At 60.3% G+C, this 21,870-nt stretch carries 21 protein-coding genes; 12 read left to right on the top strand and 9 right to left on the bottom strand.

Annotated features, from left to right (window positions below):
* Window positions 1-4: 4 nt before the first annotated feature.
* A complete protein-coding gene (gene oadA / locus AB7M23_RS05950; RefSeq protein ID WP_099776405.1) occupies window positions 5-1,813 on the top strand; it encodes a sodium-extruding oxaloacetate decarboxylase subunit alpha in 1,809 nt (602 codons plus the stop codon).
* A 79-nt stretch (window positions 1,814-1,892) separates the two neighbouring features.
* Here oadA and AB7M23_RS05945 read toward each other — a convergent pair whose 3' ends face one another.
* Both AB7M23_RS05945 and AB7M23_RS05940 read right to left on the bottom strand, forming a co-directional pair.
* Window positions 1,893-2,714 carry an amino acid ABC transporter permease gene (locus AB7M23_RS05945; RefSeq protein ID WP_454240411.1) on the bottom strand — a complete coding sequence of 274 codons (822 nt, stop codon included), beginning with the start codon at window positions 2,712-2,714 and terminating at the stop codon, window positions 1,893-1,895.
* Window positions 2,711-3,532, bottom strand: coding sequence for an ABC transporter substrate-binding protein (locus AB7M23_RS05940; protein WP_065758100.1), 822 nt, complete (start codon window positions 3,530-3,532; stop codon window positions 2,711-2,713). The genes AB7M23_RS05945 and AB7M23_RS05940 overlap by 4 nt, the downstream gene beginning before the upstream one ends.
* Before the next feature lie 110 nt (window positions 3,533-3,642).
* Between AB7M23_RS05940 and AB7M23_RS05935 the strand changes: the two genes are divergently transcribed.
* Window positions 3,643-4,542: a homocysteine S-methyltransferase family protein gene (locus AB7M23_RS05935; RefSeq protein WP_099776403.1), complete on the top strand. Its 900-nt coding sequence runs from the start codon at window positions 3,643-3,645 to the stop codon at window positions 4,540-4,542.
* A gap of 4 nt (window positions 4,543-4,546) precedes the next feature.
* Here the strand turns inward: AB7M23_RS05935 and AB7M23_RS05930 are convergent, their stop codons facing one another.
* The 3 genes from AB7M23_RS05930 to AB7M23_RS05920 are packed head-to-tail and all read right to left on the bottom strand — an operon-like array spanning window position 4,547 to window position 6,325.
* Window positions 4,547-5,221: a GNAT family N-acetyltransferase gene (locus AB7M23_RS05930; protein WP_454240410.1), complete on the bottom strand. Its 675-nt coding sequence runs from the start codon at window positions 5,219-5,221 to the stop codon at window positions 4,547-4,549.
* A 16-nt stretch (window positions 5,222-5,237) separates the two neighbouring features.
* The gene (locus tag AB7M23_RS05925; protein ID WP_454240409.1) at window positions 5,238-5,684 is read right to left on the bottom strand and encodes an N-acetyltransferase family protein; all 447 of its coding nucleotides are present in this window, start codon (window positions 5,682-5,684) and stop codon (window positions 5,238-5,240) included.
* Between the two features lie 11 nt (window positions 5,685-5,695).
* A complete protein-coding gene (locus tag AB7M23_RS05920; RefSeq protein WP_454240408.1) occupies window positions 5,696-6,325 on the bottom strand; it encodes an FMN-binding negative transcriptional regulator in 630 nt (209 codons plus the stop codon).
* Between the two features lie 90 nt (window positions 6,326-6,415).
* Here AB7M23_RS05920 and pdxR point away from each other — a divergent pair, with 90 nt between their 5' ends.
* Window positions 6,416-7,945, top strand: coding sequence for a MocR-like pyridoxine biosynthesis transcription factor PdxR (gene pdxR / locus AB7M23_RS05915; RefSeq protein ID WP_454240407.1), 1,530 nt, complete (start codon window positions 6,416-6,418; stop codon window positions 7,943-7,945).
* A gap of 75 nt (window positions 7,946-8,020) precedes the next feature.
* Here the strand turns inward: pdxR and AB7M23_RS05910 are convergent, their stop codons facing one another.
* Together AB7M23_RS05910 and aspA are read right to left on the bottom strand one after the other, a co-directional pair.
* On the bottom strand, window positions 8,021-9,016 hold the full coding sequence (locus AB7M23_RS05910; protein WP_454240406.1) for an asparaginase: 996 nt from the start codon (window positions 9,014-9,016) through the stop codon (window positions 8,021-8,023).
* Window positions 9,017-9,218: 202 nt separating this feature from the next.
* Entirely contained in the window at window positions 9,219-10,643 is a 1,425-nt protein-coding gene (gene aspA / locus AB7M23_RS05905) for an aspartate ammonia-lyase (protein WP_065758110.1), read from the bottom strand.
* 179 nt (window positions 10,644-10,822) lie between these two features.
* Here aspA and AB7M23_RS05900 point away from each other — a divergent pair, with 179 nt between their 5' ends.
* The 6 genes from AB7M23_RS05900 (at window position 10,823) to AB7M23_RS05875 (ending at window position 15,210) form a co-directional block, all read left to right on the top strand.
* Window positions 10,823-11,725 carry a LysR substrate-binding domain-containing protein gene (locus AB7M23_RS05900; RefSeq protein WP_102052739.1) on the top strand — a complete coding sequence of 301 codons (903 nt, stop codon included), beginning with the start codon at window positions 10,823-10,825 and terminating at the stop codon, window positions 11,723-11,725.
* 161 nt (window positions 11,726-11,886) lie between these two features.
* Window positions 11,887-12,498 (top strand): zinc metalloprotease, encoded by a 612-nt coding sequence (locus tag AB7M23_RS05895; protein WP_102052738.1) that lies wholly within the window; start codon window positions 11,887-11,889, stop codon window positions 12,496-12,498.
* Between the two features lie 203 nt (window positions 12,499-12,701).
* On the top strand, window positions 12,702-13,193 hold the full coding sequence (gene purE, locus AB7M23_RS05890; RefSeq protein ID WP_065758113.1) for a 5-(carboxyamino)imidazole ribonucleotide mutase: 492 nt from the start codon (window positions 12,702-12,704) through the stop codon (window positions 13,191-13,193).
* Between the two features lie 10 nt (window positions 13,194-13,203).
* Window positions 13,204-14,286 (top strand): 5-(carboxyamino)imidazole ribonucleotide synthase, encoded by a 1,083-nt coding sequence (locus AB7M23_RS05885; protein WP_065758114.1) that lies wholly within the window; start codon window positions 13,204-13,206, stop codon window positions 14,284-14,286.
* 92 nt (window positions 14,287-14,378) lie between these two features.
* Entirely contained in the window at window positions 14,379-14,624 is a 246-nt protein-coding gene (locus AB7M23_RS05880; RefSeq protein ID WP_065758115.1) for a GlsB/YeaQ/YmgE family stress response membrane protein, read from the top strand.
* 52 nt (window positions 14,625-14,676) lie between these two features.
* Entirely contained in the window at window positions 14,677-15,210 is a 534-nt protein-coding gene (locus AB7M23_RS05875) for a DUF3299 domain-containing protein (RefSeq protein WP_065758116.1), read from the top strand.
* A 36-nt stretch (window positions 15,211-15,246) separates the two neighbouring features.
* On the opposite strand, the gene AB7M23_RS05870 is transcribed toward AB7M23_RS05875, so the two are convergent.
* Window positions 15,247-16,143 carry a D-hexose-6-phosphate mutarotase gene (locus AB7M23_RS05870; protein ID WP_454240405.1) on the bottom strand — a complete coding sequence of 299 codons (897 nt, stop codon included), beginning with the start codon at window positions 16,141-16,143 and terminating at the stop codon, window positions 15,247-15,249.
* Between the two features lie 72 nt (window positions 16,144-16,215).
* A complete protein-coding gene (locus AB7M23_RS05865) occupies window positions 16,216-16,617 on the bottom strand; it encodes an acyl-CoA thioesterase (protein ID WP_065758118.1) in 402 nt (133 codons plus the stop codon).
* A gap of 362 nt (window positions 16,618-16,979) precedes the next feature.
* Between AB7M23_RS05865 and AB7M23_RS05860 the strand changes: the two genes are divergently transcribed.
* The 3 genes from AB7M23_RS05860 to AB7M23_RS05850 all read left to right on the top strand — a co-directional run bounded on the left by AB7M23_RS05860 (window position 16,980) and on the right by AB7M23_RS05850 (window position 21,860).
* Window positions 16,980-18,269: an MFS transporter gene (locus AB7M23_RS05860; RefSeq protein ID WP_454240404.1), complete on the top strand. Its 1,290-nt coding sequence runs from the start codon at window positions 16,980-16,982 to the stop codon at window positions 18,267-18,269.
* A gap of 162 nt (window positions 18,270-18,431) precedes the next feature.
* Entirely contained in the window at window positions 18,432-19,433 is a 1,002-nt protein-coding gene (locus AB7M23_RS05855) for a phosphate ABC transporter substrate-binding protein PstS (RefSeq protein ID WP_454240403.1), read from the top strand.
* Between the two features lie 138 nt (window positions 19,434-19,571).
* A complete protein-coding gene (locus AB7M23_RS05850; RefSeq protein WP_454240402.1) occupies window positions 19,572-21,860 on the top strand; it encodes an ABC transporter permease subunit in 2,289 nt (762 codons plus the stop codon).
* Window positions 21,861-21,870: the final 10 nt, after the last annotated feature.

The following is a 21,870-nucleotide window of genomic DNA, read 5'->3' as shown; positions in this document are numbered from 1 at the left end:
AAAAATGTCCAAGAAAATTCATGTAACCGACACGATCCTGCGTGACGCCCACCAGTCCCTGCTGGCAACCCGCATGCGCACCGAAGACATGCTGCCCATCTGCGACAAGCTCGACAAAGTCGGCTACTGGTCGCTGGAAGTCTGGGGTGGCGCGACGTTTGACGCCTGCGTACGTTTCCTCAAGGAAGACCCGTGGGAGCGTCTGCGCAAGTTGCGTGCGGCACTGCCGAACACCCGCCTGCAAATGCTTCTGCGCGGGCAGAACCTGCTCGGCTACCGGCACTACAGCGATGACGTGGTCAAGGCGTTCGTGGCCAAGGCAGCTGTCAACGGCATCGACGTCTTCCGCATCTTTGATGCCATGAACGACGTGCGCAACCTGCGCGTTGCCATTGAGGCGGTCAAGGCCTCCGGCAAGCATGCCCAGGGCACCATTGCCTACACCACCAGCCCGGTACACACCATCGACGCGTTCGTGGCCCAGGCCAAGCAGATGGAAGCCATGGGCTGCGACTCGATCGCGATCAAGGACATGGCCGGCCTGCTGACCCCGTATGCCACCGGTGAACTGGTCAAGGCATTGAAGGCCGAGCAGTCGCTGCCGGTGTTCATCCACTCCCACGACACCGCTGGCCTGGCCGCGATGTGCCAACTCAAGGCCATCGAAAACGGTGCCGACCATATCGACACCGCGATCTCCAGCTTCGCCTGGGGCACCAGCCACCCGGGTACCGAGTCGATGGTTGCCGCGCTCAAGGGCAGCGAATTCGACACCGGCCTGGACCTGGAGCTGCTTCAGGAAATCGGTCTGTACTTCTACGCCGTGCGCAAGAAGTATCACCAGTTTGAAAGCGAGTTCACCGCCGTTGACACCCGTGTGCAGGTCAACCAGGTACCAGGCGGGATGATTTCCAACCTGGCCAACCAGCTCAAGGAGCAGGGCGCGCTGCACCGCATGAACGAAGTGCTGGCCGAAATTCCACGGGTGCGTGAAGACCTCGGCTTCCCACCGCTGGTTACGCCGACCTCGCAGATCGTCGGTACTCAAGCGTTCTTCAACGTCCTCGCGGGCGAGCGCTACAAGACCATCACCAACGAAGTGAAGCTGTACCTGCAAGGGGGTTATGGCAAGGCGCCGGGTGTGGTCAATGACCAACTGCGTCGTCAGGCGATTGGCAGCGAAGAAGTAATCGACGTGCGTCCGGCTGACCTGCTCAAGCCTGAGATGGCCAAGCTGCGTTCGGACATCGGCAACCTGGCCAAGTCTGAAGAAGATGTACTGACTTTCGCCATGTTCCCGGACATTGGCCGCAAGTTCCTCGAAGAGCGCGATGCCGGCACCCTGACCCCTGAAGTGCTGCTGCCGATTCCGGAAGCCGGTGCCGTGGGCTCGGCCGGTGGTGAAGGCGTCCCGACCGAGTTCGTCATTGATGTTCACGGTGAGACCTACCGCGTCGATATCACCGGTGTTGGCGTCAAGTCTGAAGGCAAGCGTCACTTCTACCTGTCCATCGACGGCATGCCGGAAGAAGTGGTGTTCGAGCCGCTCAACGAGTTCGTCGGCGGTGGCGGCAGCAAGCGCAAGCAGGCCAGCGAGCCAGGTCATGTCAGCACCACCATGCCGGGCAACATCGTCGATGTGCTGGTCAAGGAAGGCGACACGGTGAAAGCCGGCCAGGCCGTGCTGATCACCGAAGCGATGAAGATGGAGACCGAAGTGCAGTCGGCCATCGCCGGTAAAGTTGTCGCTATCCACGTGGCCAAGGGCGACCGGGTCAACCCGGGCGAGATCCTGATCGAGATCGAGGGCTGAAACAGCCCTCGGTAGTAAACGGTTAACCTCTGGGGGGCATATGCCCCCCTTTTTTTATGCGCGATTTGGCGATGCGGCGTCAGTGCCGATAGCCTTTGCCGTAGTGCCGTTCCAGGCGCACCTGGAGCAACTCCAGGGCAAACGACAGCAGCCAGTAGATGGCGGCTGCAGTGGTCAGCATTTCCAGGTAGCGGTAGCTGGAGCGGCCATAGGACTGCGCCAGAAACATCACTTCCCAGACCCCCATCACCGAAATCAGCGACGAATCCTTGAGCATGGAAATGAACTGGTTGGCGCTTGGCGGAATGATCGTACGCATGGCCTGGGGCAGGGTGATGTGCCAGAAAATTGCCCGTGGGTGCATCCCCAGGGCCATGGCCGCCTGCCGCTGGCCGGGCGCCACGCCAATGATACCGGCGCGGAAGATTTCACTCAGGTAGGCACCGTAGTTCAACGACAAGGCAATGATCCCGGCGCTGATCGCACCAGGTACAACGCCAATTTGCGGCAGGCCCAGGTAGATCAAGAGGATCTGGATCAGCAGCGGCGTGCCGCGAAAGAACGAGGTGTAGAAGCTGGCGATGCCCAAGGCGACAGCGCTGTTCGACAGGCGCGCCAACGCCGCAGCGAAACCCAGTATCACCGAGCTGAGCATCGAGCACAGGCAAAGGAACAGGGTCAGTGCTGCGCCTTGCAGGAAACCATTGGGTGCCAGGTGCAGCCCGAGCAGGTTAGGCAGCTTGTCGAGGATGATCGAAAACTTCAGGTCGAAGCTCAGGAAGAACCCGACGAACATCACGAACAACGCTGCCCACGTCAGGTAAAGGCGCGTGCGAAAACCGAACAGGCGCTGGCCCAGCGTGCGCGTAGCCTGGCTGGGCGGTGGCTGATAGGCACTCATTTACTGATATCGGCGCCGATCCACTTCTGCGACAGGCGGCTCAGGGTGCCGTCCTGTTTCAGCTCGGCGAACACTTGCTGAACCTTGGCATTCCAGGCCGCATCTCCTTTCTCGATGGCAACCGAGTTAGGTTCTTCATACAGCGCCTGGCCGGCCAGCTTGAAGCGCGCATCCTGATTCAGGCGCGGCTGGGCGGTGACCAGGTTGGTGAGGATCGCATCGAGGCGCACGCCGGCACCCAGGCCCAGATCCTGAAAGGCCACGTTGTCGGTGTCATAGGGGGCGATCTGGACGTTCTCGAACGGGTAGTCCAGGGCCTTGTCTTCCGCGCCTTCAATGACGAGGTTCTTGTTCAGGTAGCTTTCGTAGCTGGAGGCGCTGGTAAGGCCGACTTTCAGGCCGCTGAGGTCTTTAGCGCCGTGAATACGGTCATCCTTGGCGTTGACCACGATGACGGCAGGCGAAGCGTAGTACTCCACCGGGAAGTCGAAGACCTGGGCGCGAGCCTTGCTCGGCGTCATCGAGCAGATGCAGATATCGTATCGACCGCTCCAGCGACCGGCGGCGATCACGTCCCAGGATGGGGTTTCCAGGCGCAGTTTGACACCGAGTTTTTCGGCTACGGCCTTGGCCACGTCGACATCGAAGCCGTCCAGCTGGTTCTGCTCGTTGAGGAAAGAGAATGGCGGGTAGCTTTCCATCAGCACGCCGACCAGTTCCTTGCGTTCTTCCACGCGTTGCAGCGTTGCCCCCGCCAGGGCTTGGGTGGTCACACTCAGTGCCAGCAGGCTGGCGCCCAACAAGGTGGAAAAACGCATGGAAAATCACCTGAAAAAAGAGTTGTTAAATTGAATGTCCGGCGTATTAAATAGTTATAAGAAAAACTCTACTAGTAAGTTTTATTTATATTCATAGAAGTGGACGTTATATGGGTGAAAGTGCGGTGGTGATTCTCGATGGTGGCATGGGCCGTGAGCTGCAGCGCCGTGGTGCGCCCTTTCGGCAACCGGAATGGTCGGCGCTGGCCTTGAGCGAGGCCCCGGAGGCGGTGGTGGCCGTGCATGCGGCCTACATCGAAAGCGGGGCGCGGGTCATTACCAGCAACAGCTATGCTGTGGTGCCATTCCACATCGGCGAGGCCCGCTTTGCCGCTGAAGGGCGGGCCTTGGCCTCGACCGCCGGGCAACTGGCCCGCGCTGCTGCGGACGCCAGTGGCCAGCCGGTACGGGTTGCCGGTTCATTGCCACCCCTGTTCGGCTCGTACCGTCCCGACCTGTTCGATGCCGCTCGGGTCAGCGAAGTCCTGACGCCGTTGGTTGAAGGTCTGGCTGAGCATGTCGACCTGTGGTTGGCCGAGACCCAGAGCTCCATCGTCGAAGCGCGGGCCATTCGTGCCGGCCTGCCCAACGATGGCAAGCCGTTCTGGCTGTCCTTCACCCTGCAGGACGACGATGTCGATGACCTGCCGCGTTTGCGCTCTGGTGAGCCCGTCAGTGAGGCCGCCGAAGTGGCCGCACAGCTGGGTGTGCAGACCTTGCTGTTCAACTGCAGCCAGCCGGAAGTCATCGGCGCGGCTATCGATGCCGCACGCGAAACCTTCGAGCGGTTGGGTGTACAGATTGCCATCGGCGCCTACGCCAATGCGTTCCCGCCGCAACCCAAGGACGCTACCGCCAACGATGGGCTGGACGAGCTACGCGAAGACCTTGATCCGCCGGGCTACCTGCACTGGGCCGAAAATTGGCGTCAGCGCGGTGCAAGCCACCTGGGTGGTTGCTGTGGCATTGGCCCGGAGCACATAGCCGTCCTGGCGCAACGCCTGCGCTGATCCTTCAGGCGGATTCGCGACACGCCTCCAGCGTTCTGAGCTGACCGTCAGGGCGCTGGTTTTCTGCCGCGAGCCAGCGCTCGAAACCGGCAGCGATGGCAGGCCATTCATCGTCGGTGATCGAGTACCAGGCCGTATCGCGGTTCTGTCCCTTGACCACCATATGCTTGCGAAACAGCCCTTCATAGTGGAAGCCGAAGCGTTCAGCCGCCCGTTTGGAACGGCTATTGGCGTCATTGCACTTCCATTCCAGGCGGCGGTTTCCCAGCTCAAAGGCCAGCTTGCCCAGCAGGTAGATGGCTTCGGTACCTTTCGGTGTGCGCTGCATGGTGGCGCCGAAGGCGACATGGCCAATCTCGATACGACCGTGTGCTGGCACTATCGACATCAGGCTGAGAATGCCCTGGGCCTGGCCGTTGTGCAGGTCAATGACGGTGTAGAACAACGGGTCACTGGTGGCGGCATTGCTGTCGAGCCAGTGGTCGAACGCTTCACGTTCTTCGAAAGGGCCGTAGGGCAGGTAGCTCCATAGCGCAGCGTCAGCATCGGGGCCATTGAACACTTCCCAGAGGTCGTCACGGTGCTGGCGCGGGTTGAGTTTCTCCAGGCGGATGAAACGCCCGGTCAACGGGGTGGCGGGTGGCAGTTTGGCGGGGTGCCAGTTCAGCAGAGTGTTCATGGGACGGCTCCTCGAATTACAACAGTTTGCGGAACTGAATGAAGCCCGGACGTTCGGCCAACTGCTCGTAGAGAGCGATGGCGGTGGTGTTGGTCTCGTGGGTCAGCCAGTGGACCTTGGCGCATCCCGCAGCGCTGGCAGTCGCGTAGACGAACTCGATCAACTGCCGACCAATGCCCTGGCCACGTTGCTCCTGAGCGACCAGCAGGTCTTGCAGGTAGCATGAGTTTTCCGTGGTCCAACAGGAACGATGATAGATCCAATGGACCATGCCCACGGCCTTGCCGTCGACCCAGGCCAGGGCTGCATTAATGGGTTCGGCGGGGTCGAGCATGCGTTGCCAGGTCACTGTGCTGACCTGCTCATCAATCTGGGTTTCGTAAAAACGCTGGTAGGCCTGCCACAGGGGCAGCCAGGCGCTATGGTCGTCGGCTTCGACCGGGCGGATCTGTACGGTGGGCATTTCAGGCTCCTTCAGGGTTGGCGCATCAGGGCGGCCAATTGGTTGTCCAGTGGGTCTGGGCTTTCGCTCAGGCCTTTGCGTACGCCTTCAATGTCGGCGCTGTTGCGGTTCTGGCTGGTCTTGCGTTTACCTTGCAAACGCTCAATCGGCAGGGCGAAGCCGACAATCGCTTTGAGCATGCCATTGATATAGTCGACGGGTGCGTCGTCGATCGACCAGGGCTGGGGGCGGCCACGTTCATGGCGCTCACTGAGGCTGTCGAGCAATGGGTGCAAGCGTTGCGGGTCGTCAAACACCTCGGCGCAGCCGTAGGCATGCACCGCCAGGTAATTCCAGGTGGGTACGGCTTTACCGTCCACGGCTTTGCTTGGGTAGAAGTTCGGGCTGACATAGGCATCGGCTCCCGCGAAGATCAGCAGCGCTTCGCTGCCAGTGGCCAGGTCCTGCCACTGGGGGTTGGCTTTGGCCAGATGCCCGTAGAGTGTGCCGTTCGGGCCTTCGTCGCGCTTCAACAGCAACGGCAGGTGGCTCGCCTGCAAGCCCTGCTGGCCGTGTGTGACAAGAATGGCAAGGCGGGTCTGTTCGATTTGCTGGTGCAGGCTGTCGAGATCGGTGTCCCGGAACGCACTGGGTATATACATGACGATAGTCCTTGGCGAATGCAGCCATCCTAGGCAGGCTATTGGCCTATGGTAAGAGCCATTCACTATCGATTTTATAGGTCCAATACCGTGCGCGAGCAGCCCCTGTCATTGCCCTTTGATCCAACGGGTATCGTACTTGATCGGCGTCTGGGGTTGAGTCGCCAGTTGTATCAAGTCTTGCGTGCCAGAGTGCTGGATGGGCGGCTGGGCAGCGGTACACGTTTGCCGGCCAGTCGCGACCTGGCCAAGGCATTGGCACTGTCGCGCAACAGTGTGGTGCGTGCCTATGACCAGCTTTACGCCGAAGGTTTTATTGAAAGCCGGGTAGGGGACGGCACCTATGTTGCTCAGTTGCCAAAACTATCCACAAATGTATCCACAGGGTTATCCCGGGGTTTTTCCACAGCCTTATCCACAAAATCGCCAGAAAACACTGAGCATCTAACCAGTAAAGTTATCCACACCGGGTCTTTGAGTCGGCTTGAAAAGCATCATTTGCCAGCACCGAAAAGCGGGCCGCCGAGGGCATTCCGAGTCGGTGCACCCGCTTTCGATCTATTCCCCTTCGAGACGTGGGCCAAGCTACAAGCGGGTTTCTGGCGTAAGCCCGATCCGGCCCTGCTCGGTTACGGTGATCCGGCAGGCGAGCCGATTTTGCGCGAACTGATTGCGACCTACCTGCGTCGTTCGCGGGGGCTTTCCTGCAGCGCTGAACAAATTGTGATCACCAGTGGCGCACAGCAGGCGATCAGCCTTTGTGCACAGTTGCTGCTGGAGCCTGGCGATGGGGTGGCTGTGGAAAACCCTGGGTACCGGGCTGCCGGGCATGCGTTCGCGCTTGCCGGGGCACGGGTGTTCGGTGTTGCGGTAGATAACGAAGGGATGGATTGCGCAGCCTTGTCTGCACTGCCCCAGTGCCGCCTGAGCTACGTGACGCCTTCTCACCAGTACCCCACGGGCGTCACCATGAGCCTGGCCCGGCGTCTGGAGCTGCTGGCCTGGGCTGAACGCAGCGATAGCTGGATTGTCGAGGACGATTATGATGGTGAATACCGTTACAGCGGTGCGCCCCTGGCGCCCTTGGCTGCCTTGGACCCACATGGCCGTGTGCTGTATGTCGGTACCTTCGGCAAGATCGCCTTTCCGGCCCTGCGCATGGGTTATCTGGTCGTACCGCCGCCATTGGTCGAGGCATTTTCCCGCTGTCGGGCACTGGCGGTGCGGCATTCGGAAGTCGGTAATCAGGTGGTGATGGCGCAGTTCATGGCACAAGGGCATTTTCAGCGGCATATCCGTCGTATGCGCCGGGCAGCGTTGAGTCGGCGCAATGTGCTCAAGGCAGGGTGGCCTGTGGATATCTCCGGCTGTGGGGCAATGCCTGAGGTGGCGGCGGGCCTGCATGTCAAAGTCGATGTGGACAGCCTGGCACGCGAACGTGAACTGATCGCCCGCGCGGAGGCCGTCGGGGTTGAACTGAATCCATTGAGCGATTACTGGCTGGAGGACTCAAGCACCCCTGTGGATAAACGCGCCGGCCTGGTACTGGGCTTTGCTGCGGTGCCTGAAGCCGCGATCGCCGATGCCTTGGCACGCCTGCGGCGTGCCTGGCGTCGCTGATCAGGTGTCAGGCGCCTGGCCAGTAACAGGGTGGCCGGTATCATCACATTCGTGTCGGTGCTGCCGGCGATGCACTCAACGCAGTTCCCCGCACACATCGAGTTCAACCAGGCGACGTACTTCGTCCACCGGCAGCCCCGCGCCCAGCAAAGCCTGCAATTTACCGAAGGCTGCTTCGCGGGTCATGCCGCCGCCAGACACTACGCCCACTTCACGCAGTCGACTGCCGGCTTCATAGACATCCAGGTCGACACCGCCCTCGTGACACTGTGTGATTGCCACCACCACAATGCCGCGGGTCTGGGCGAGCTTCAGGCTGGCAAGAAACTCGACGTCATCGCAGGGGCCCGTGCCGCTACCGAAGCATTCCAGGATGACGGCTTGAACACCACTGTCGAGTACCGCCAGCAGTGGCTGGGCAGCAAAACCGGGCACCAGTGGCAGCACCGCAACCTGGGCGGTTTGCTTGGCGTGACGGTAGTCCAGTTCGGCGGGTAGCGATGCAGCCTTGGCTGCACCACCGAAGCGCTTCAGTGTGGCAAAGGGATGGCGGCCATAACTGCGGACCTTGGCGCAGCGGGTCGGCGTAAGCAGCTCGCCGTGGAAGTACAGTTGCACGCCCGATACGTGCCCGGCGGCCAGTGTCTGCAAAGCGCCAACGATATTTTCTTCGGCATCGCTGTCGGGGGCGCCGGCTGGCAGCATCGAGCCGGTAAACAGCAGCGGTGCCGGCAACCCCAGCAACTGGAAACTCATGGCGGCCGCGCTGTAGGCCAGGGTGTCGGTACCGTGTAGCACCAGCACGGCATCGCAGCCTTGGCTGTCGACCGCGTCGATAATGGCTTCGCGCAGGCGCTGCCAGTATTGCGGGGTCATGTTGGCGCTGTCGATCAGTGGCAGCAGTTCGCGAAACTGCCAATGGGGCAACGCCAGGCCCGTCAGTTGTTCGCGCATCCGTTGTTCAAAGCCTGAGGCCGGCGTCAGGCCGTGGGCGCTGGCCTGCATGCCGATGGTGCCACCGGTGTAGAGCACCATGATATTGCGAGCGGGATGCGCGGTAACGGGGTTCATTCGCCTGTCTCCGTGGTCAGTCTTGTTAGAAGCAGATCACAGTACGCCATCGTCGGGAGCCTTGTCTGCGTCAGCAGGGTAAAAGCTGTAGATGAAATCGCAGGCAAAAAAAAGGGCCTGGAGCATTCGGCTCCAGGCCCTCAAAAGGTGAGAGGTGTCTAGTCCCTCGACCTGGTGAGCGGTTTGCGTGAGGTACTGAGGGTTAAGCCTTCAGCGGTACCAGACGCGGTGCAATCATGTTTTCCGGGCGCAGGATGTCGTCGAGCATGGCGTCGTCGAGCAAGCCTTCTTCGCGCACCAGTTCCAGTACGCCGCGGCCGCTTTCCAGCGCAATACGGGCGATACGGGTGGCGTTTTCGTAGCCGATGTACGGGTTCAGGGCAGTGACCAGGCCGATCGAGTGCTCGACCAGTTCACGGCAGCGCTGCTCGTTGGCAGTGATGTCGACGATGCAGTGCTCGCGCAGCATGTCCATGGCGCGTTGCAGCAGGCGGATCGAATCGAAGATCTTGTAGGCGATCAGCGGTTCCATCACGTTCAGCTGCAGTTGGCCGCCTTCGGCTGCAATGGTCAGGGCCAGATCGTTACCGATGATGGCGAAGGCCACCTGGTTGACGGCTTCCGGGATCACCGGGTTGACCTTGCCTGGCATGATCGAGCTGCCCGGCTGGCGTGCTGGCAGGTTGATTTCGTTGATGCCGGTGCGTGGGCCGCTGGACAGCAGACGCAGGTCATTACAGATCTTCGACAGCTTGACCGCAGTGCGCTTGAGCATGCCGGAGAACAAGACGAAGGCGCCCATGTCCGAGGTAGCTTCGATCAGGTCGGCAGCCGGTACCAGCGGTTGGCCGCTGATTTCTGCCAGGCGCTGTACGGCCAGGTGCTGGTAGCCTGGGTCGGCGTTGATGCCGGTACCGATGGCGGTACCGCCCAGGTTGACTTCTGTCAGGACTTCCGGCGCCAGGGTGCGCAGGCGGTTGAGGTCTTCGGTCAGGGTGGTGGCAAAGGCACGGAATTCCTGGCCGAGGGTCATCGGTACCGCGTCCTGCAGCTGGGTACGGCCCATCTTCAGTACGTGGTTGAACTCTTCACCCTTGGCAGCGAAGGCCTGGATCAGGCTGTCGAGGCTGGCCAGCAGGGCATCGTGACCAAGCAGCAGGCCCAGACGGATTGCGGTCGGGTAGGCGTCGTTGGTCGACTGCGCCATGTTCACATCGTTGTTCGGGTGCAGGTACTTGTACTCACCCTTTTGATGGCCCATGGCCTCAAGTGCGATGTTGGCGATGACTTCGTTGGCGTTCATGTTGGTCGAAGTGCCAGCACCGCCCTGGATCATGTCCACCACGAACTGCTCGTGGTAGTCGCCACGGATCAGACGGGCGCAAGCCTCGCTGATGGCAGCGTGCTTGGTATCGTTCAGGTGGCCCAGCTCGCGGTTGGCGTCAGCAGCAGCCTGTTTGACCATGGCCAGGGCCACGACCAGCTTAGGGTAGTGCGACAGCGGAACGCCGGAGAGGTGGAAGTTGTTGGCAGCACGCAGGGTCTGGATGCCGTAGTAGGCATCAGCAGGGACTTCGAGGGTGCCAAGCAGGTCTTTTTCAACACGGAACGATGCAGCAGCGGACATGATAGATATCATCTCGAGTTTGGCCCGGCACATGCCGGAATGGCGCCAATCCTAGGTCTGCGGGAGTTTTGCGGCCAATGCTGTTGCACGCTAACCTATGCACAAACGGCATAATGGTCGATGTGACGCCAACAGCTATTCGAGCGTGTGCCATTTTGGTGCATGCCTGGAGACCCTTGATGAACCTTGAAAGTAAATGGCTGGAAGACTTCAGTGCGCTGGCCGCTACCCGGAGCTTTTCGCAAGCGGCCGAGCGCCGTTTCGTGACCCAGCCGGCCTTCAGCCGGCGTATTCGCAGCCTGGAGGCGGCGTTGGGTCTGACCCTGGTCAACCGTTCGCGTACACCCATTGAGTTGACGGCTGCTGGCCAGTTGTTTCTGGTGACGGCGCGTACTGTGGTCGATCAGTTGGGCGAGGTACTGCGCCATTTGCATCACCTCGAAGGTGGGCAGGGCGAGGTCATTCAGGTGTCCGCGGCGCACTCTCTGGCACTGGGCTTTTTCCCGCGCTGGATCGCCCAATTACGCAACGATGGGCTCAATATCGCGACACGTTTGGTTGCAACTAACGTTGGCGATGCGGTGCATGCCTTGCGTGAAGGGGGTTGCGATCTGATGTTGGCGTTCTATGACCCGGATGCCGCGCTGCAGATGGATGCGGAAATCTTCCCGTCGCTGCACTTGGGGCATACCGAGATGCTCCCAGTCTGCGCGGCAGACGCGGACGGCAAACCGCTGTTCGACCTCGAAGGCGAGGGCAGTGTGCCGTTGTTGGCGTACAGCGCCGGGGCATTCCTCGGGCGCTCGGTGAACCTGTTGTTGCGTCAGCGCAACCTGCGCTTCACCACAGTCTACGAGACGGCCATGGCCGACAGCCTCAAGAGCATGGCGCTGGAGGGGCTCGGTATCGCCTGGGTGCCACGGCTGTCGGCAAGGGCTGAGTTGGAACGGGGGGAACTGGTGATTTGTGGTGGCAGCCAGTGGCACGTGCCACTGGAGATCCGCGTGTATCGCTGCGCGCTGGTGCGCAAGGCCAATGTTCGATTGCTCTGGCGCAAGCTGGAGCAGGCTGCGGCAAGCTGATGTCTTTGCGGGCTTCCTACACCGTTTAGCTGCAAGCGCTACACGATGAAGGGGCGATGGCTGAATGCCGGGCGTTGGCGTGACTTGTAGGTTATGTCGACGGCTTCTTCACGCCGCGCCTGTCATTTAGGACGGGCGCACTCTTCTGAAAGGATTTCGGAATGCTCTATAAAAAATACGATCTTTACGAAAAGTACGGGGACTTTGACAAGTACGAGAAAAAGCCCGTGTTCATCTACCTGTTCTGCCACGATGATCTCGATGAAGGCTATCGACCGATCATCTACCGCGACTATCTGAAGGACTTGATGTATGAGCTGGAGCAGGTATTCCAGCGTGAAATCATTGTCGAGCTTCACTACGCCATCCCAGGTGTGACCGACTTCAGTTACAAGACCGAACTGGGCAGGGAGCGGTCGAGTCTCGATGAGTTCGCCTCGCGCGGAGCAACGTTTGCCCAAGAGAACGATCTGTCCTACCGCCACAACTATCGTTATGGGCTCATCACCCAGGACGGGATCTCCAGCAGCGTGCATGGCATGGCCCAGGTTGGCGGGAATTTTTTCCTGGCGTCCGTTCAGGGTTACCAGCATATCGCCCATGAACTGGGCCATACATTCAACGCTTCGCATGAGCATGCGGAAGTGACGTTTGGCATCCCGCCAACACAAACCTACATGCATGAAGCCAACAATCCGCTCTATGCGAAGGACTACAGATTCTCTGACGTCAATCGCAGCCGTATGGCCGATTTTCTCGCATCGGTAGAGTAATACCGGGTACAAAAGCAATGCGCCCTTGCTGCACTGACTAATGGTCGGCAAGGGGGCTTTCTTCTGGCTGCTTTACGGTATACTGCGCGGCCCTTGGCCGGTCCCACCTGCCAATGAATTCGCATAACAAGCCACGCCGGTCGTCCCGCGTGGCTTGTTGTTTTTTGACGCGCCTGAAGGCGCCCAAGAGAAGAGGCTCGACGATGAGTGCACTGGTTGGCGTGATCATGGGCTCCAAGTCCGATTGGTCCACCCTTAGCCACACCGCCGATATGCTGGAAAAACTCGGCATTCCCTACGAAGTGAAGGTGGTCTCCGCCCATCGCACGCCGGACCTGCTGTTCCAGTATGCCGAAGAAGCTGAGGGCCGTGGCATCGAGGTGATCATCGCCGGTGCAGGGGGCGCAGCCCACCTGCCGGGCATGTGCGCTGCCAAGACTCACCTGCCGGTTTTGGGTGTGCCTGTGCAGTCCTCGATGCTCTCGGGTGTCGACTCGTTGCTGTCGATCGTGCAGATGCCAGCCGGTATCCCGGTGGCAACCCTGGCTATCGGCAAGGCCGGTGCGATCAATGCCGCGTTGCTTTCAGCGAGCATCCTGGGGGCCAAGCACCCTCAGTTCCACGCCGTGCTGAAGCAGTTCCGCGCCGAGCAGACAGACAGCGTTCTGGACAATCCAGATCCACGCCAGGCCTGAGGTCACGAGCATGAAAATCGGTGTAATCGGTGGCGGCCAGTTGGGCCGCATGTTGGCCCTGGCAGGCACTCCGCTGGGCATGAATTTCGCTTTCCTTGACCCTGCACCGGACGCCTGTGCTGCGTCGTTGGGCGAGCACCTGCGCGCCGATTACGGTGACCAGGACCACTTGCGCCAATTGGCCGACGAAGTCGATCTGGTAACGTTCGAGTTCGAAAGCGTGCCAGCCGAAACCGTCGCGTTTCTGTCGCAGTTCGTACCGGTTTACCCAAGCGCCGAATCCCTGCGTATTGCGCGTGATCGCTGGTTCGAGAAGAGCATGTTCAAGGACCTGGGTATTCCAACCCCGTCCTTCGCCGATATCCAGTCGCAAGCCGACCTCGACGCCGCGGTGGCCAGCATCGGCCTGCCTGCAGTGCTGAAAACCCGTACCTTGGGTTATGACGGAAAAGGCCAGAAAGTACTGCGAACTGCAGCCGATGTAGTGGGTACTTTCGCCGAACTGGGTAGCGTGCCGTGCCTGTTGGAAGGCTTTGTGCCATTTACGGGTGAAGTCTCGTTGATCGCCGTGCGCGCCCGTGACGGTGAAACCCGTTTCTACCCGCTGGTCCACAACACTCACGAGAGTGGCATCCTGCGCTTGTCGGTTGCCAGCAGCGAGCATCCATTGCAGGCGTTGGCGCAAGACTACGCCGGGCGTGTACTGAAGCACCTCGACTACGTGGGTGTTCTGGCGTTCGAATTCTTCGAGGTGGATGGTGGCCTGAAAGCCAACGAAATCGCGCCGCGGGTTCACAACTCCGGGCACTGGACCATCGAAGGCGCCGAGTGCAGCCAGTTCGAGAACCACCTGCGCGCCGTTGCGGGCCTGCCACTGGGTTCGACCGACAAGGTCGGCGAAAGCGCCATGCTCAACTTCATCGGCGAAGTGCCGGCGGTGGAGCAGGTCATCGCTATCGACGACTGCCATCTGCATCACTACGGCAAAGCCTTCAAGGCCGGGCGCAAGGTTGGCCACGCCACCCTGCGTTGTGCCGACAAGGCCACGCTCGAGCAGAAAATCCAGCAGGTTGAAGCATTGATTTCCGCCTGAGCGGAACCTTCCTGCTCCCGCGTCCCTCTGATGGCAGGATGCCAAAGCGCTGACTAGGCTTTGGCCAATGCACGCACTTCAGAGGGATCGCCATGGGCATCATTGGAACCATCTTCATCGGCCTGGTCGTGGGTCTGCTGGCACGCTTCCTCAAGCCAGGCGACGACAACATGGGCTGGATCATGACGATTGTGCTCGGCATCTGTGGATCCGTGGCTGCCACCTATGGTGGCCAGGCCTTGGGGATCTACCATGCTGGCGAGGGGGCAGGGTTTTTCGGCGCGCTGGTCGGTGCCATTGTGCTGTTGCTGATCTTCGGTTTCATCAAAAAGAACTGACGTCAGGCTAGAATGCTCGGCAACTTACGTTCCCCTTGTTGCCGAGTTTTTCATGCGCCGTATTTTCCTGTGTGCTCTCCTGTTTTGCAGTGGCCTGGCCCATGCCGAGTTGCCGGAAACCGACTGGTTGGAGCTGATGCCCAAGTCGGACCAGAAGGCGCTTGAGGAAATGCCCGAGATTGACCACAACTCTCCCGAAGCCAATGGCACGTTCAGCAACAAGGGCGGCTTGAAGCAAAGCAAGGGACTGCCAGCGGTGATGTACTCGAGCAAGACCGTTGCGTCCATGAACGGCAAGCACATCCGCCTGGGTGGCTATCCGGTACCGCTGGAAACCGATGCCAAAGGCAAAAGCACCTTGTTTTTTCTGGTGCCCTACCCAGGTGCCTGCATTCATGTGCCGCCACCGCCACCGAACCAACTGGTACTGGTGCGTTACCCCAAAGGCTTGAAACTGGACGATATCTACACGCCGTTATGGGTCACTGGCACGTTGACGGTCGAGAAGGTCAGCAACGACCTGGCGGATGCAGCCTATGCGCTGGACGCCGGGCAGGTGCGGGTGGTGACGGACGCTGACCTTTGATGGCGTTGGCAAGCCAACGCCCACAGTAGTCCGTGTTTAGAGCGGCTCGCTGCCGATACTCAGGCTCAAGGTGTGACGGGCGCCTGGTGCCAGTTGCACGAGATCGTCCCAGACATTCGCCGTCTCAATGCACAGCATGCGCTGCCAGCCATCGTTGGCCATGTCGATCAGTTCGGCGGCGCGGTCGGTCCAGGGGTTCCAGATGACGGCCGAGCGCGAGCCACTGCTGCGCAACAGGATGCGACGGTTCCAGGCCGGGTCGACAATGCTCAGTTGCTCAGGTGCCTGCAGGTAGATGCGGTCGGTTTCCCCGGCAAAACCCAGGTCGCCCTGTTGGTTGCGCTGCTCCCAGTTGGCCAGCGTTTCGATGTAGTTCAGCCCGGCCACGCCTTCGACCCGAACCTGGCGTACATCACTGACAGCGAAGTAGCTGTGCAGCGCCTGGCTGATGGTGACGGGGTCGCTACCCAGGTTTTCGCTGCACAAGGTCAGGCTGAGTTGCTCGCCCATGACGATGCTCAGGTTCAACGCAACGGTATGCGGCCAGCCGGGCAGGTTGCCCAGGGCTTGCGGCAGGGTGAAGTCGATACGCAGCTCAGTGCTGCTGTTATCGATGCCCAACAGTTGCCAGTCGCGCCCGCGTGCCAGGCCGTGGGCGGGCGCCTCACTGGCCTGGTACATGGCCTGCACGCTTTGCGGGTTGCGCGCCAGGTTGCCAAACCAGGGCCAGCATACCGGCACGCCTGCGCGTACCGACTTGCCCTGCTTGAACAGGGCCAGGTCGCTCAACCACAGCAGCGGCGGCTCGCCAACCCGTTGGTAGCTCAGCACCTGGGCACCCTGCTGGGCGATCAGTAGCTCAGCGCTGTCGCTGGTGATGCGCCAGCAGTTGAGCTCGCCGTGTTTTTCCGACTCTACCTTGGGTGTGGACATGCGCCTGATCTCGTTCGGTTGCCGTAAGGTCGTTGACCTCTCGTCTACCGCCGAGTGTACCGCGCCAGCCGCTCAGCGACGAGGTGGAACCGAGCGGGTGCGACCGCTGCCGTCGATGGCAACGAAGACGAACACCGCTTCGGTGACCTTGCGCCATTCGCTGGACAGCGGATCGTCGCTCCACACTTCGACCATCATCTGGATCGAACTGCGGCCGATCTCCAGGGTCTGGGTATAGAAGGACAGTTGTGCGCCGACGGCGACAGGCACCAGGAAGGCCATGCGATCAATCGCGACGGTAGCCACGCGGCCTCCTGCAACACGGCTGGCCATGGCCGTGCCGGCGAGGTCCATCTGGGCGACCAGCCAGCCGCCATAGATATCGCCGAAACCGTTGGTTTCACGTGGCAATGCAGTGATTTGCAGGGCCAGGTCGCCTTGCGGGATAGGATCTTCTTGTTCGAGTTCAATCATGCCGGGGTAGCCTCTGACCCGTGACGCTTCATTGGTTAGCGCAGTGTGGACGCCTCGACAAACGATTCAGCATACGCACGCTACGCTGCGTTCGCTTTAGCCAGGCGGCGAAAGGAAACTCTGCGAAACCGACTAAGTATATTCAGCGGCGCTTTCGCACAACATCCTCCATAAGGCGTAGCCTTTTCCTGCATGGGGCCAGTATATAGAGCCTCGCGTGCAGCGACGACCATACGGTCACCATTATCTGTCGTGAATGTGTACATCCTGTACGTTTTCAAGCAAATTGCCTCGGATCCAACATTTTCCCCTGGCTGCAACCAGCGCTGTTGCCGCTTTAACCATCAATAAGAGACGCGTCGATGACCTCCGTGCCCACCAGTATCGCGCAGCCCTCGCGGCCGCTGACTCGCAGTGACTACAAGACCTTGTCGCTTTCCGCCCTGGGTGGTGCGCTGGAATTCTACGACTTCATTATCTTTGTATTCTTCGCCAAAGTGGTCGGCCACTTGTTCTTCCCCGCCGACATGCCTGAATGGCTGCGCCTGATGCAGACCTTCGGCATCTTTGCTGCTGGCTACCTGGCACGCCCACTGGGCGGTATCGTCATGGCACACTTCGGTGACCTGTTGGGGCGCAAGAAGATGTTCACCCTGAGCATCTTCATGATGTCGGTGCCGACACTGATCATGGGCTTGCTCCCGACCTACGCGCAGATTGGCATGTGGGCGCCGATCCTGCTGTTGTTGATGCGGGTGATCCAGGGCGCGGCCATCGGTGGCGAAGTCCCAGGCGCCTGGGTGTTCGTCTCCGAGCATGTCCCGGCACGCAATACCGGTTATGCCTGCGGCACCCTCACAGCGGGGCTGACCTCCGGCATTCTGCTCGGCTCGCTGGTGGCTACCCTGATTAGCAGCCTCTACAGTGAGCAGGAACTGTCTGACTACGCTTGGCGGATTCCGTTCCTGCTGGGGGGGGTGTTTGGTCTGTTTTCGGTCTATTTGCGTCGCTGGTTGCACGAAACCCCGGTGTTCGCCGAGATGAAGGCGCGCCAGGCGCTGGCCGAAGAAGTGCCGCTGCGTGCGGTGCTGCGTGATCACCGCAGTGCCATCATCCTGTCGATGTTGCTGACCTGGCTATTGTCGGCGGGCATCATCGTGGTGATCCTGATGACCCCGACCGTGTTGGAGACGGTCTACGGTATTCCCATGACCGTTGCGCTGCAGGCCAATAGCCTGGCCATTGTCCTGCTCAGCTTCGGCTGTGTCGCCGCCGGCATGCTCGCTGACCGCTTCGGTGCCGGGCGGGTGTTCGTGGTGGGCAGCCTGTGCCTGCTGGCCAGCTCATGGGTGTTTTATCACAGCCTGGCGACCCATCCCGAGTGGCTGTTTCCGATGTATGCACTGACCGGGTTGTGCGTCGGCATCGTCGGTGCAGTGCCTTATGTGATGGTACGGGCGTTTCCGCCCGTGGTGCGGTTCAGTGGCCTGTCCTTCTCCTACAACCTGGCGTACGCCATTTTTGGTGGCCTGACGCCGATGGTCGTGACCTATCTGCTCAAGCTCAGCCCCATGGGCCCGTCCTATTACGTGGCCGGTATTTGCACCATTGGTCTGCTAGTGGGTTGCTATTTACTGGCAACGAAGCGCTGAAAGCGCTCTAGCCCAGTAGTCGTTACATTTTGAAAAGGCCTTCCTGCCTGAGCGGTGATGGCCATTCATCTAATTGTCATATTCACTTCATAGAGTGGTCATACGCCCTGCAGATACTGGGGCCCGATTCATCTCAACCCCAATTCCTGCTAGGAGCAAGGCATGAAACTGAAGCGTTTGATGGCGGCCCTGACGTTTGCCGCCGCTGGCGTTGCCACCGCTAATGCGGTTGCCGCTGTTGACCCTGCTATTCCGACTTACGTCAAAACCACTGGCGTGTCGGGCAACCTCTCCAGCGTCGGTTCCGATACCCTGGCCAACCTGATGACCCTGTGGGCTGAAGCCTACAAAAAAGAATACCCGAACGTGAACATTCAGATTCAGGCTGCCGGTTCCTCCACCGCACCGCCTGCACTGACTGAAGGCACCGCTAACCTGGGCCCGATGAGCCGCAAGATGAAGGACGTCGAGCTGCAGGCGTTCGAGCAGAAGTATGGCTACAAGCCAACCGCAATCCCGGTTGCTGTTGATGCCCTGGCTGTCTTCGTGCACAAGGACAACCCGATCAAGGGTCTGACCATGGCTCAGGTCGATGCGATCTTCTCGTCGACTCGCCTGTGCGGTGGCAAGAACGATGTCAAAACCTGGGGTGACCTGGGTGTGACCGGCGACCTGGCCAACAAGCCGGTTCAGTTGTTCGGTCGTAACTCGGTGTCCGGCACCTACGGCTACTTCAAGGAAGAAGCCCTGTGCAAAGGCGACTTCAAGCCTAACGTCAACGAACAGCCAGGCTCGGCTTCGGTCGTGCAGTCGATCAGCAGCTCGCTGAACGGCATCGGTTACTCGGGCATTGGTTACAAGACCGCAAGCGTGAAAACCGTGCCATTGGCCAAGAAGGAAGGCGGTGCCTTCGTTGAAGACAACGAAGCTAACGCACTGAACGGCACCTACCCGCTGTCGCGCTTCCTCTACGTTTACGTCAACAAGGCACCTAACAAGCCTCTGGCACCGCTGGAAGCCGAGTTCGTCAAGCTGGTCCTGTCGCAGGCCGGTCAGCAAGTCGTGGTGAAAGACGGCTACATCCCGCTGCCAGCCAAAGTGGCTGAAAAAGCTCTGGCCGACCTCGGTCTGAGCCAAGGCGCCAAAGGCGTCGTGCAGAACTGAGTGTGAACCTGGCAGGGTTCGGTATTGGCCGAATCCTGCTGCAAATTGCGAGTCCGCTGCCAGGACACCTGAGCGGCGGGCTTTTTTGCGTCACTGCATTGTCATGTTTCTGTCATACGGGACCGCTAGGGTGTGCGCATGAATGATCTGGCCAACTCCACAATGACCCAAAATTCTCCCCCCGTGCGGATTGACTTCAATACGCCCGAATTGCAACGCAAGCGCCGTCTGCGCGCACTCAAGGATCGCCTGACCCGCTGGTATGTTCTGGTGGGCGGGCTGGCCGTGCTGGCCGCGATTACCTTGATCTTCTTCTACCTTGCGTACGTGGTCATGCCACTGTTCCAAGGTGCTGAACTGACCAGCAAGAAAGCGCTGACTCCAGCCTGGCTGCAACAGGATGCCGGCAAACCGCTGATGATCTCCCTGGAAGAGCAGAACCTGGTGGGGATGCGTGTTTCCGACAAAGGCCGAGTGCTGTTCTTCGACACCAAGACCGGTGACGAGCTGCAACACCTCGACCTGCCGTTGCCCGCCGATACCCAGGTAACTTCGATTGGTGTCGATCAGCCAGGCAACCCGCTGGTAGTGCTGGGCCTCTCCAACGGCCAGGCGCTGGCGTTCAGCCACAGCTACAAGATCACCTACCCGGACAACAAGAAAACCATCAGCCCAGCCATCGACTACCCCTATGGTCAGGCACCGTTCACCCTTGATGACGAAGGGCGTCCGCTGGAACACGTGAGCCTGAACGTCAATGGCGACACGCTGGTGGTAGCGGGTTCGACCGGTTCACACCTGCAGGTGCTGTCGCTGGCCCGTGAAGAAAACATGATGACCGGTGAAGTCACCAGTGAGCAGAGCCGTATCGACCTGCCACAGATGACCGAACCGGTGAAGGCCATCTTCATCGACCCACGGCAGCAGTGGCTGTACGTGCTCAATGGTCGCGCTCAGGCCGACGTCTTCAGCCTGCGTGAAAAGAGCCTCAACGGTCGTTACAAACTGCTCGACGACGGCAATGCCGAAGTCACTGCCAGCACTCAGTTGGTGGGTGGTATCTCGCTGATCATTGGTGACTCCAAAGGCGGCCTGAGCCAGTGGTTCATGGCCCGCGACCCTGATGGCGAACAACGCTTCAAACGTATTCGCGACTTCAAGATGGGCACCGCCCCGGTGGTACAGATCGACGCCGAAGAGCGCCGCAAGGGCTTTGTCGCCCTGGACGCCAGTGGCAAGCTGGGTGTGTTCCACAGCACCGCCCACCGTACCCTGTTGATCGAGCCGGTCGCTGAAGGCGCGGGCATCCTGGCGCTGTCGCCACGTGCCAACCGGATCATCATTGAAGAAGGCAGCAAATTGCTGCCAGTGAGCCTGCGCAACCCGCACCCGGAAGTGTCCTGGAGCGCGCTGTGGAGCAAGGTCTGGTACGAGAACTATGACGAGCCGAAGTACGTCTGGCAGTCCACCGCGTCCAACACCGACTTCGAACCCAAGCTGAGCCTGTCGCCACTGACCTTCGGTACCTTGAAGGCGGCTTTCTACGCCATGATCCTGGCCGCGCCGCTGGCGATTGCCGCAGCGGTCTATACCGCTTACTTCATGGCGCCCGGCATGCGCCGCAAGGTCAAGCCGGTGATTGAGCTGATGGAAGCGATGCCGACGGTGATCCTCGGCTTCTTCGCCGGCCTGTTCCTCGCACCGTACCTTGAAGGCCACCTGCCGGGTGTGTTCAGCCTCTTCCTGCTGATGCCGATCGGCATCCTGCTGGCCGGCTTCGCCTGGAGCCGCCTGCCGGAATCGCTGCGCCTGCGTGTGCCAGATGGCTGGGAAGCAGCGATCCTCATCCCGGTGATCCTGTTCACCGGCTGGTTCGCCCTGTACATGAGTCCGTTCATCGAAACATGGTGGTTCGGCGGCGACATGCGCCTTTGGATCAGCAACGACCTGGGCATCACCTACGACCAGCGCAACGCCCTGGTAGTTGGTATCGCCATGGGCTTCGCGGTGATCCCGAACATCTACTCGATTGCCGAAGACGCCGTATTCAGCGTGCCACGCAGCCTGACCCTGGGCTCCTTGGCACTGGGCGCCACGCCATGGCAGACCCTGACCCGTGTGGTCATCCTGACCGCCAGCCCGGGGATCTTCTCGGCGCTGATGATCGGTATGGGCCGTGCGGTCGGTGAAACCATGATCGTGCTGATGGCCACGGGTAACACCCCGGTCATGGAGCTGAACCTGTTTGAAGGTATGCGCACCCTGGCGGCCAACGTCGCGGTGGAGATGCCGGAATCGGAAGTCGGTGGCAGCCATTACCGCGTGTTGTTCCTCGCCGCGCTGGTACTGCTGATGTTCACCTTCGTGATGAACACCTTGGCCGAGCTGATTCGCCAGCGTCTGCGCAAGAAATACTCGTCGCTTTGATAGGAAGGTA

Source organism: Pseudomonas sp. HLS-6 TE3448, assembly GCF_053629555.1.
This window is presented reverse-complemented; position numbering and strand designations above follow the sequence as displayed.